Below are 10,383 nucleotides of genomic sequence, written 5' to 3'. Positions count from 1 at the left end.
GCGAGAAGGCGCGCCTCTTTAGTGATTGAGATTGATCATCCGCTCGACGGCGGCGCGCGCACGCTCGGCAACGGCCGGATCGACGGTGACCTCTTCTTTCATGAGACGAGGCTGTCCAAGATCTTCGGCAGCGTGATTCGCTTCATATGCGGGCAGAGGTTGCACGGCCGCACGAACTGACGTTCGGCGCCTCGACTGCGACGTTGTCGCTCATCGAACACTCCGTCACCAGCAACACCTTGGAAGGCTGGTTGTCTTCGACCCACTTAATCATGCCCGAGGTCGAGCCGGTGAAGTCGGCTTCGCCGATCACATCGGGCGGACACTCCGGATGCGCGATGATCTTCACACCGGGATCGGCCTCGCGATAGGCGCGCAGCTCTTCCGCCGTGAAGCGCTCATGCACCTCGCAATGGCCCTTCCAGGTGATGATCTCGACGTCGGTCTGCGTCTGCACCCATTTCGCCAAGAACTCGTCGGGAATCATGATCACGCGCTTGGTACCGAGCGACTCGACCACGCGCACGGCGTTGGACGACGTGCAGCAAATATCGGATTCCGCTTTCACGTCGGCCGAGGTGTTGACGTAGGTGACCACCGGTACGCCGGGATAGGCTTCACGCAGGGCGCGCACATCCTCGCCGGTGATCGACGCCGCAAGCGAACAGCCCGCACGGCTATCGGGGATCAGCACCGTCTTGTCGGGGTTCAGCAGCTTCGAGGTCTCGGCCATGAAATGTACGCCGCATTGCACGATCACCTCGCGTCGGCCTTGGAGGCCTCGCGCGCAAGCTGAAGCGAGTCGCCGACGACATCGGCGACGCAATGGAAGATCTCTGGCGTCATGTAGTTATGCGCCAGCACGACCGCGTTCCGCGCCCGCTTGAGATCGTTGATGGCCTTGATATAGGGCGCGAAGCCGGGCCACTCGATCGGCGGGATCACGCGTGACACACGCTCATAAAGATGAGCGGTCTCGCGCGCCACTTCGGGCGTATAGGCGAGATCGGGCAGAAGAGAGGGCGGCAGCACGGCCTGTGCCTTCGCTTCCCATTCGGGGCTCCCGGTCTGAACTGTCGCCATGGATTCACGGTCTCCTTGTGGATATATACTCATAATGAGTATATATGGGGTCTAAAAAGGTCCGGCGCAAGGCCGGCCCACTCCCTATCCTCACATAGAGTATAGGCGGTTGGTGCGGTGCATCAAGACCCCTGACATCAAGGATTGCCAACGGGTAGGGGGAAAATCGGACGCAAAACGTAAGAACGCGACTCGAGACCGGGCAATTCGTGGTGGCCCTGCCTGCGTTCGGGGACTAACCTAATCGCCGAGAGCGGGGTTTAGCGGGATGCGTGGACAGTCACTAGTCGCGATCCTTGGGGCGGCAGGTGTTTTCGTCCTTGCCGTGATACTGGGCGTCTTGTCCATGGGGGGCGAGCAACCGGAAACTGCGGCCCCCGGTATCGAAATCAAGATCGACGACAACCCAGCCGCGCTCGCAGCCAGCGAGGCCCAGGAGGCCGAATCGGTCGCGATGCTGCCCGGTGCTGCGGACGAAGCCGTCCAAGAAGAGGCAGAAGAGGCGATGGCGGAGCCTGCGGTTCCGCAGGAGCTCCTCATCACCGAGACGATCCGCGAGAAGCTCAGCGATCCTGTCCTGCGGCAAGGCGCGCATCCGGACGACATTGCCGCGGTCGAGGCCTTTTACACCGCCCATAGCGGCCCCGCGCTCTGGCTTACAAGCGCCGGCATCTCGCCGGGAGGCCAAGCCGTTCTCGGCGAGATGGGCAGGGCAGGGGAATGGGGCCTCGATCCGAGCCTCTTCCGGGTGCCCCGGCGAGCTACCAGCCCACCCTGACGGACGACCAGGCGGCGACCGAGATCGCGATCTCCCTGGCGATCCTGAAATATGCACGCGCCGCTCGCGGCGGGCTTGTCGAGCCCAGCGCGCTGAGCAAGATTTACGACCAGAGTCCAACGGTCCGCCCGCCGGAGACGGTGCTGACCGAGATTTCCACCGCCTCGGCGCCGGACACCTATCTGGCGGATCTGCATCCCAAGCATGAGCAGTTCACACGGCTGCGTCAGGCGCTGCTCAAAGCGCAGACGGAAGCGGACAAGGAACGCCTTAAGGTCAACATGGATCGCTGGCGCTGGATGCCCGAGACACTTGGCGAGACTTATGTGTGGCTCAACATCCCCGAATTCATGCTCCATGTGGTCAAGGACGGTAAGACGGCCGAGTCCGAGAAGATCGTCGTCGGTAGTCCCAGCAGCCCGACGCCGGTGCTCTCGGCGGATATGACGGAGATTGTGTTCAATCCCGAACGCGTCGTGCCCCTGTCGGTGATCCGCAGGGACGTCCTGCCGAAGTTGCGAGAAAGCGGCGGCTTGTTCGGTGGCGGCGCCACCTCGATCCTCGAACAGTACCAACTGACCGTCAATAACCGGGGCAGGGCGATCGACCCGAGCAAGATCGATTGGGACACGGTCGACCTCTCCAAGCTGACCTTCGTACAGGCCCCAGGCCCCACCAACATTTTGGGCAAGGTCCAATTCCTCTACCCGAATGACCGGGACATCTATCTGCACGACACGATCATCCGCTCGCAGTTGACCCGTGCCGTCCGTGCCGAGGGGCAAAGCGAGCCGCGCGTGCCAATCCTGAGAAGCTTGCGGGCGTGCTCTTGGCCGAGAGCAATGGGTGGAGCACGGCGAAGGCCGGTCAGGCTGCGGCCGGCGGCAAGAGGACTGCGGTCAAGCTCGACAAGCCTATCCCCGTGCACATGACCTATTTCACCGTCCTGGTGGACGACCAGGGAGAGGTGAAGACCTTCGGCGATGTCTACAAGCTCGACGAGATCGAGGAGCCTGACGATGCGGCTGCCGTGTCGCCTCCCGTGGCGGGGTCGGCGCCGATCCCGGCCCGCAAGCCAGGGAACGGAAGCCTCGCCGCCGCGCCCTAAGGACAGGTTTTTTCGCTTACGGGTCGTGATCGAGCTTGCCGCCGGCGGGCAGCGTATGCGACCGCATGCCCAGATAGATCACCAAGCAACCGAGCAACAATCCCCCGGCGATGGCCGGTGCGCGCCAATCGCCGGTCGAGACCCGCACAGCGATCAGCACGACACAGACGATCACCCCAAGCGCGGGCACGAACCGGGGGATCTCGAATTTCCCCGGCTCCTCGCTCTTGCGCCCTTTGAGCACGAACAGCGAGCCGTTCACCACCGCGAACACGCTGAGCAGCAGCAAGACGGTGGCGGAGGCGAGCTCGGAGATCGTGCCCGCCAGAGCCAGCGGCACCAGAATGAGGAATAGGACCAGGATGGCGATATGCGGCGTCCGGCGGTCGCTATGGACCCGGCCGAAGAACGCCGGCAACAGCCCTTGCCGTCCCATGCCGTAGAGCAAACGCGAGGCGGTGACGAAGTTCACAAGGCCGGTATTGGCGACGGCGAACAGCGTGATCCCGGTGAACAGGATGGGCGGGATGATGGGCGCGGCGCGCGACACGACTTCGGTTATTGGCCCTGGAGCCGTGCCAAGCTCCTGCCACGGCACGACCGAGACGGCGGTGATCGCCACGGCGATATAAAGGATCGCCGCCGCCACCATGGCGGTGATCAGCCCGAGCGGAATCGTGCGCTGCGGGTCGCGCACCTCCTCCGCCACGTTGTACATGTCCTCGAAGCCGATAAAGGCGAAGAAGGCGAGCACAGCGCCTTGCATGACGATCAGGATGACATGGTCGTCGCCCGGTGCCGCGGGCGTTTCGAAATAATCGACGGAGCCCCAGTAAGAAAAGCCGACTGCCACCACGAGAATGAGGCCGGAGGCCTCGACGATGGTGCAAAGCACGTTGACCCACATGGATTCGCGGATGCCGCGGAACACGATGCCGGCCATGATCAGCAGGAAGCCCAATGCCAACCATGCCACCGGCAGCCCGTCGAGCCCGACGAGTTCTATGAGGTTGGCGGCGAACACCCGGCTCTGGGTGGCGATCGAGGTAAGCCCCGAGCAGACCAGCGCCAGTCCGACCATGAAGCTGAGCAGGGGAAAGCCGTAAGCGCGCTGGGTCACGTAAGCGGCGCCCGCGGCGCGCGGGTAGCGCGAGCCGAGTGAAGCATAGGAGAGTGCGGTGAGGAGCGCGGCGACCAAGGCCACGACGAAAGCGAGCCACACGGCATTGCCCACCTGGCCCGCCGCCTTTCCCATCAGCCCGTAGACGCCGGCGCCCAGCATGCTGCCGAGGCCGTAGAGCGCCATCTGCGTCGGCCCGATCGAGCGATGAAGCGTCGGTTCGTCCCCCGATTGCGCTGCCGCCTCAGCCTTTCCCTGATTGGCCATGTGTTCCCCCTCGGTTGCCCTTGGTTCGGCTCTACCACGGCTCGACGTTTCGTGCCTTGCAAAAGCCACGCTTTGCGCCTATGTGATGCTCATCGACATTTGGCCGGACCATGTGGCCGCGCGCTATGGCGCACGATCAGACCCCTCCCAAACATCGACACATCTCGTTCTAGACCGCGCATCCCGCGCGGGCTCGAGCACTACTGTACCGACTTAAACGAAAGGACTAACCCGATGATTGCGGGCACTGTGAAATTCTACAATTCCCAAAGGGGCTTTGGCTTCGTGCAGCCCGACGACGGCAGCAAGGACGTTTTCGTCCACGCCACTGCGCTTGAGCGCGCCGGCATGTCTGACCTGGCCGAAGGCCAGAAGGTGGAGTTCGACACCGAGGTCGACAGCCGCAGCGGCAAGACCGCTGTTGCCACCATCAGGGCTGCGTAGTCCTTAAAGGACAACGCCAGTCTTAACGAAATTAGAGCCGCCCCTTCGGGGGCGGCTTGTTAGTTTGGGGAGGAGGATTCGCCCTTAGGCGGCCTTCGTGCGCTTCGCGCGCTTTGCTTTCGGCGCGCTCTTGTGAGGGAAGTCCTCGCGCTCATAGAGGCGCCGGATGCCGCGGCTGTCGAACCGCGCTTCCTCGACCTCAAGATAGGTGCCGAGCAGGCACTCAGGCGGCAAATCCTCAATCGCGTAGCGGACGGCCTCGGCCGCGTCGTCGAACCGCTTGTAACGAATGCCATGCGCCTTGGCTTTCCAGCTTCTGGCCGGAAAAAGCTCAGCAGATGCAGTGAAATCGATTGTCGTCATGGACTGTAACCTTCGTTTAAACCAAAAATATTGGGAAATATTCTATCGAGGCTTAGACCAGCCTCAGAGCATATATAGAGATTTTCGATGACAAAAACTAGGTGCATGGGTGCGTTGAATTGTCTTTCCAGGCTTTCTGAGTTTCCTTGGAGCCGAAATATCTAATTGCGACTAATGCGGAGCTGCCAGTTGAAGGACCGAACGGCTTCGGAGGCTAGGCGCGGAACGGCATCATCTGCGGGAGATCGCAGGCCTAGCTCTTCAGGCGATAGCCTGTCTTGAAGATCCACCAGACCGCGCCGAGGCAGATGGCGAGAAACAGCCCGATCATGACGAGGCTGACCTCGATGCTCACATCGGAAGTGCCGTAGAAGCTCCAGCGGAACCCGCTCACCAGATAGACGACCGGGTTGAACAGGGACACGGTCTGCCAAACCGGCGGCAGGACGTTGAGCGAGTAGAACGTGCCCCCGAGGAAGGTGAGCGGCGTGATGATGAGAAGCGGTACGAGCTGAAGCTGCTCGAAGCCGTCGGCCCAAATGCCGATAACGAAGCCGAGCAGGCTAAAGGTGACGGCGGTGAGAACGAGAAATCCTGCCATCCATACGGGATGATCGATCTGAAGCGGCACGAACAGGGCCGCGGTGGCAAGGATGATCAATCCAAGAATGATCGACTTGGTGGCCGCCGCGCCCACATAGCCGACCACGATCTCCACGGGTGAGATCGGCGCCGAGAGATGCTCGTAAATCGTGCCGGTGAAGCGTGGGAAATAAATGCCGAACGAAGCGTTGGCCACGCTTTGGGTGAGCAGCGTCAGCATGATGAGCCCGGGCACGATGAAGGCGCCGTAGGGCACGCCTTCGATCTCGGTGATGCGCGAGCCGATGGCCGCGCCGAACACCACGAAATAGAGTGAGGTGGCGATGACCGGCGACACCAGGCTTTGCAGGAAGGTGCGGCCCCAGCGCGCCATCTCGAATTTGTAGATCGATATGATTGCCGGCAGGTTCATCGGTCGCGCCTCACCAGATCCACAAAGATGTCCTCGAGCGAACTTTGAGAGGTATCGAGGTCCTTGAAGCGGATGCCGGCCTGCGAGAGGTCCGTCAGGAGATGAGTGATGCCGGTGCGCGGTCCCTGACTGTCATAGGTGTAGACGAGCTCGCTGCCGCCGTTGCCAAGCTTCAGGTCGTGACTGCCGAGCTCGGCTGGAATCGTGTCGATCGCTTCGTGGAGCTGAAGCGTTAGCTGCTTCTGGCCGAGCTTGTGCATCAGCTCGTGCTTGTCCTCCACCAGGATCAGCTCCCCCTTGTTGATGACGCCGATCCGGTCGGCCATGTCCTCGGCCTCGCGGATATAGTGCGTCGTCAAGATGATGGTCACGCCGGAATCGCGCAGATCCCGTACGACCTGCCACATCTCCTTGCGCAGCTCCACGTCGACGCCCGCCGTAGGCTCGTCGAGGAACAGGATAGAGGGCTCGTGCGACAGGGCCTTGGCGATGAGAACGCGCCGCTTCATGCCGCCCGATAGCGTCATGAGCTTGGAGTCCTTCTTGTCCCACAGCGTCAGATCTTTGAGAATCTTCTCGATATAGACCGGGTTCGGCCACTTGCCGAACAGCCCGCGGCTGAAGGACACCGTGGTCCAAACCGTCTCGAACATGTCGGCGGTAAGCTCTTGCGGCACCAGCCCGATCATGGAGCGCGCCGCGCGGTAGCCCGTGACGATGTCGTGGCCGCCGACCGTCACCGAGCCGGAGCTCGGCGTGACAATGCCGCAGATGATGCTGATGAGCGTGGTCTTGCCTGCGCCGTTCGGCCCGAGCAGCGCGAAGATCTCACCTTTGTTGATGTCGAGATTGATGTCCTTGAGCGCGGACAAACCCGTGCCGTAGGTTTTCGACAGGTCTTTGACGGAGATGATGGGCGGCATGGGTGCGGTAGGGCGTAGCGCTATTCGGACTATGGGCGCTACCCGAAAATGCAAGTACGAGCAACCTGTCGCGGTTGGCCGGCAGGGACAGGAACGAAAATGTGATGCCGTACGTTTCTACGTCGCCGCGGAGCAGAACGCGCGGCGCAATTAGAACACAATCTCTCCCAAGGAGGACCACAATGAAGCATCTTCTGACTTGCACTGCGGTGGCGCTCGTTTTGGGTCTCGCCCCTGCGATTGCCGCGGACGACTCTGCGGACAAGAACATCACCGGTGCTGACACCTCGACCGGCGCCAAGCAGCAAAGCTCGGCTCCCGAGTCGTCCGATGCGGCCGACAAGGCAGCTGAAAAGGACTCGATGGACGATGTCACCGGTTCCGACGATTCGACGGCCGCCAAGGAGCAGAGCTCGGCGCCGGAGGATTCCTCGGCTGCAACCGACAAGCCCAACCCGACGGTTGGCGCTGACAGCGGCAGCGACAGCGATACCAAGACCAACTAGGTCTGCTTAAAGCCGGGGCTCTCGTTTCGAGAGTTCCGGCTGTCAGCCTTCCTGGTCCGATTCCAGCTGGAAGTGATCGACCACGCTCGGCTGGATCACCTTCGCATGAAGGGTCAGTAAAACGAGCTTGGCATCTAAACTCATGCCATGGCTGAGCGCCGCTTCGATGCGCTGTTCGACCGCTTCGGTGAGCGGGAGTCCGTTGGCGCCGGCAAAAGCGTCTGCCCCGATCATGCAATAAGCGATGATCTCCGCCGCGGCGCGGCTTTCTTCCGCGCTGGGGTCGTGGCCGTGGGCCCGGTCGATCAGGAGCCGCATAGCGGTGAGCTTCACCGCCTCGGGCACCAGACTGGGATGGAGGTCGACGGCCCGCAAGTCCGCATCGAACACGCGCAACACGGCGGAGCGGCCGAAAAATCCGAAAAAACCAAGGGAAAGCGCGGGCTTCACGGGCTTTGTGCGGTTATCCGTAACACTGCCCCGTCACCAGCGTCGGTGAGCGCGTAGACGGCGCCGTCGAGGCCTTGCTCCACGTCGCGGATGCGCGCGCCCATGGGAATGCGCTCTTCACCCGTCACGGTCTCCCCGTCGAGTGTAAGGCGAATAATTGCCTGCGATGAGAGCCCGCCGATCAACAGGTTGTCCTTCCAGGGGGGAATGGTGTCGGCGGTCCACCCGGGATAGCCTCGGCGGTGTAGAAGGTGATGCCGGACGGCGAGATCACCGGCGTCCAATGACGCACGGCATCGGCGAACTCCGGATGGGTCGGCGGATTGGGAATGTCTTTGCCGTCATAATGCTTACCCCAACTCACGACCGGCCAGCCGTAATTCAGGCCGGGAGCGGGGATATTGAGCTCGTCGCCGCCCTTGGGCCCGAATTCAAGCGCCCAGAGCTTGCCGGTTTTGGGATGAATGGCCGCGCTCTCGACATTGCGGTGGCCGTAGGACCAAATCTCCGGCTGTGCATCCTTCTGGCCTATAAAGGGATTGTCCGGCGGTACCGAGCCGTCCGGATTGATCCGCACGATCTTGCCGAGATGACTGGTGAGGTCCTGCGCAGGCTCGAACTTGAAGCGTTCGCCAAGTGTGATGAAGAGCTTGCCGTCCGGGGTGAAGGCAAGCCGGCCGCCGAAATGATTGCCGCCGGAGACCTTCGGCGTCTGCCGAAAGATGACCTTCACGTCCTCCACGGCGTTCTCGGTAAGCCGTCCACGCGCCACCGCGGTGCCGGCGCCGTCGTCGCCGGGCTCCGAATAGGAGAGATAGACCAGCTTGTTCTCGGCGAAATTCGGATCGAGCGCCACGTCGAGCAGGCCGCCTTGCCCCTCGGCCACGACCTTTGGCACCCCGGACAGGGGGTCCGTCAACGTGCCGTCCGCGCTCACGATGCGCAGATCCCCGGCGCGTTCGGTCACGAGCAAGCGGCCATCGGGGAGAAACGCCATGCCCCAGGGATGATCGAGGCCCTCGGCGAGGGTCTTCACCTTGATGGTTCCCGTCTCGGTGTCGATGGTACGTTCCTCGGCATGGCCCGCCGCGGAAAGAAATGCGACAGAGGCCGCAATGAGCGCAAAGGCACCGCGCCGCGCCCAGCACAAACGGTTCGATGGCTGCCAGGTCATGATCATACCTTGTCCAATGTCGGTTGCAGGCTCGGCGAGTTCAAGGCGCTTCCCTCACCCGCGGCCCGCCTTAACCCGCAAGCCGGGGGCCGGACGCTCCAGGACCACCTCGCGGCGGAAACGGTAAAGCCGGGCAGGGCGCCCGCCGGTCTCCGTCGAGACGTTGCCGGTGGGCTCCACCAGCCCGCCTTTCTCCACGAGCCGCCGGAAATTCTGCTTGTGTAACAATGTGCCCGAGATTGCCTCCACGGTCTTTTGCAAATCATAAAGCGTGAATTCGGGCGGCAGGAGTTCGAACACTAAGGGCCGGTATTTCAGCTTCCCCCGCAAGCGCCCCATGGCGGTCGCCAGGATGCGCCGGTGGTCGAGCGCCATGGGTCTGCCAAGCTCGGGCGGTTCGTCCCATTGGCTTGCCGCCGAGCGCCCGTCGCGCTTTGCCTCGTCGACGAGCCCGGCCTCGTACAGCAGCTCATACCGCTCCAGCACTTTCTCCTCGTCCCAGCCCCCGCCCAATACCGAAGCCGATCTTGAGGCGCTCGGGGCGCCGCAAGCGCGCGCGGACTCGTTGGGTCTCGGGGGGCGCTCGGCCCACTCCTTCAGGCGCGGCTCGATCTCCTCCGTAAGAATCTCGGGCTTACCGTCCCGCCAATCCTCCCAAGGGAAGTAGGCGTACCAAGGCGACCAATGCGCACCCATCATTTCCTCGGTCGCGCCGCGTGAGAGCGCGAGATAGCCGACCGAGAGCGTATGCGCGCCGCCTGGCTCCGCATGCCGCCCGCGGTCGCCGAACGTGTAGAGCTGCTCCACGTAGCCTAGCTCGATTCCGGTCTGGCGTTTCACCCACTCGCGCAAGCCGATCTCGAGGGTACGGTGCGCGCGCGGCGCGAATGGACCAAAAGGCAGTGCATCCCAGGTGCCCGGCCCGGCAGTTCCGGGCCGGGCCACCAGGATATGCGGCTGCTGATCGCGCACCATGACAATGGCCGCGTTCAGGCCGAGCTCGATCTGGGGGTCGTTGGTAGACGGTTGCGCGGCGGCCGCGTTATTGCCCGGAGCGCCGATCATGGCTTCGCCGCGGGCCGGGCGGGAAGCGAGAAGACCAGGCCTTGTTCGGCGAACTGACCGCGCCCGATATGCTCCACGGCAGCGCTC

At 62.8% G+C, this 10,383-nt stretch carries 11 protein-coding genes and 2 pseudogenes; 5 read left to right on the top strand and 8 right to left on the bottom strand.

Annotation, left to right across the window (positions count from 1 at the left end):
* Positions 1-18: 18 nt before the first annotated feature.
* Positions 19-1,032: pseudogene (nadA, locus tag AUC71_RS15620) on the bottom strand (quinolinate synthase NadA).
* Positions 1,033-1,429: 397 nt separating this feature from the next.
* Between nadA and AUC71_RS15615 the strand changes: the two are divergent.
* The 3 genes from AUC71_RS15615 to AUC71_RS15605 are packed head-to-tail and all read left to right on the top strand — an operon-like array spanning position 1,430 to position 2,969.
* Positions 1,430-1,861: a L,D-transpeptidase scaffold domain-containing protein gene (locus AUC71_RS15615; RefSeq protein ID WP_069624988.1), complete on the top strand. Its 432-nt coding sequence runs from the start codon at positions 1,430-1,432 to the stop codon at positions 1,859-1,861.
* On the top strand, positions 1,804-2,793 hold the full coding sequence (locus AUC71_RS15610; protein ID WP_069624987.1) for a L,D-transpeptidase scaffold domain-containing protein: 990 nt from the start codon (positions 1,804-1,806) through the stop codon (positions 2,791-2,793). Before AUC71_RS15615 ends, AUC71_RS15610 begins: the two co-directional genes overlap by 58 nt.
* Positions 2,784-2,969, top strand: a complete 186-nt coding sequence (locus AUC71_RS15605; protein WP_204376759.1) for a hypothetical protein — start codon at positions 2,784-2,786, stop codon at positions 2,967-2,969. The genes AUC71_RS15610 and AUC71_RS15605 overlap by 10 nt, the downstream gene beginning before the upstream one ends.
* A gap of 16 nt (positions 2,970-2,985) precedes the next feature.
* On the opposite strand, the gene AUC71_RS15600 is transcribed toward AUC71_RS15605, so the two are convergent.
* Positions 2,986-4,356 (bottom strand): APC family permease, encoded by a 1,371-nt coding sequence (locus tag AUC71_RS15600; RefSeq protein ID WP_069624985.1) that lies wholly within the window; start codon positions 4,354-4,356, stop codon positions 2,986-2,988.
* A 234-nt stretch (positions 4,357-4,590) separates the two neighbouring features.
* On the opposite strand from AUC71_RS15600, the gene AUC71_RS15595 reads away from it, so the two are divergent.
* Positions 4,591-4,800, top strand: a complete 210-nt coding sequence (locus tag AUC71_RS15595) for a cold-shock protein (RefSeq protein WP_069624984.1) — start codon at positions 4,591-4,593, stop codon at positions 4,798-4,800.
* An 84-nt stretch (positions 4,801-4,884) separates the two neighbouring features.
* Here the strand turns inward: AUC71_RS15595 and AUC71_RS15590 are convergent, their stop codons facing one another.
* From AUC71_RS15590 to AUC71_RS15580, 3 genes are all read right to left on the bottom strand, one after another.
* Positions 4,885-5,163 (bottom strand): hypothetical protein, encoded by a 279-nt coding sequence (locus tag AUC71_RS15590; RefSeq protein ID WP_069624983.1) that lies wholly within the window; start codon positions 5,161-5,163, stop codon positions 4,885-4,887.
* Positions 5,164-5,416: 253 nt separating this feature from the next.
* The gene (locus tag AUC71_RS15585; protein ID WP_069624982.1) at positions 5,417-6,178 is read right to left on the bottom strand and encodes an ABC transporter permease; all 762 of its coding nucleotides are present in this window, start codon (positions 6,176-6,178) and stop codon (positions 5,417-5,419) included.
* Positions 6,175-7,101 (bottom strand): ABC transporter ATP-binding protein, encoded by a 927-nt coding sequence (locus AUC71_RS15580; RefSeq protein ID WP_069624981.1) that lies wholly within the window; start codon positions 7,099-7,101, stop codon positions 6,175-6,177. The genes AUC71_RS15585 and AUC71_RS15580 overlap by 4 nt, the downstream gene beginning before the upstream one ends.
* Positions 7,102-7,283: 182 nt before the next feature.
* On the opposite strand from AUC71_RS15580, the gene AUC71_RS15575 reads away from it, so the two are divergent.
* Positions 7,284-7,607 carry a hypothetical protein gene (locus AUC71_RS15575; protein WP_069624980.1) on the top strand — a complete coding sequence of 108 codons (324 nt, stop codon included), beginning with the start codon at positions 7,284-7,286 and terminating at the stop codon, positions 7,605-7,607.
* Between the two features lie 42 nt (positions 7,608-7,649).
* Here AUC71_RS15575 and AUC71_RS15570 read toward each other — a convergent pair whose 3' ends face one another.
* The 3 genes and pseudogenes from AUC71_RS15570 to AUC71_RS15560 all read right to left on the bottom strand — a co-directional run bounded on the left by AUC71_RS15570 (position 7,650) and on the right by AUC71_RS15560 (position 10,296).
* The gene (locus tag AUC71_RS15570; protein ID WP_069624979.1) at positions 7,650-8,057 is read right to left on the bottom strand and encodes a hypothetical protein; all 408 of its coding nucleotides are present in this window, start codon (positions 8,055-8,057) and stop codon (positions 7,650-7,652) included.
* Positions 8,054-9,231: pseudogene (locus tag AUC71_RS15565) on the bottom strand (PQQ-dependent sugar dehydrogenase). Before AUC71_RS15565 ends, AUC71_RS15570 begins: the two are co-directional and overlap by 4 nt.
* Positions 9,232-9,285: 54 nt before the next feature.
* Complete coding sequence (locus AUC71_RS15560; protein WP_069624978.1) at positions 9,286-10,296, bottom strand: NUDIX hydrolase; 1,011 nt, start codon at positions 10,294-10,296, stop codon at positions 9,286-9,288.
* Positions 10,297-10,383: the final 87 nt, after the last annotated feature.

Source organism: Methyloceanibacter marginalis (assembly GCF_001723295.1).
GTDB lineage: Bacteria > Pseudomonadota > Alphaproteobacteria > Rhizobiales > Methyloligellaceae > Methyloceanibacter > Methyloceanibacter marginalis.
Note: the sequence above shows the minus strand (reverse complement) of the source record. Positions and strands in the feature narration are given on the sequence as shown.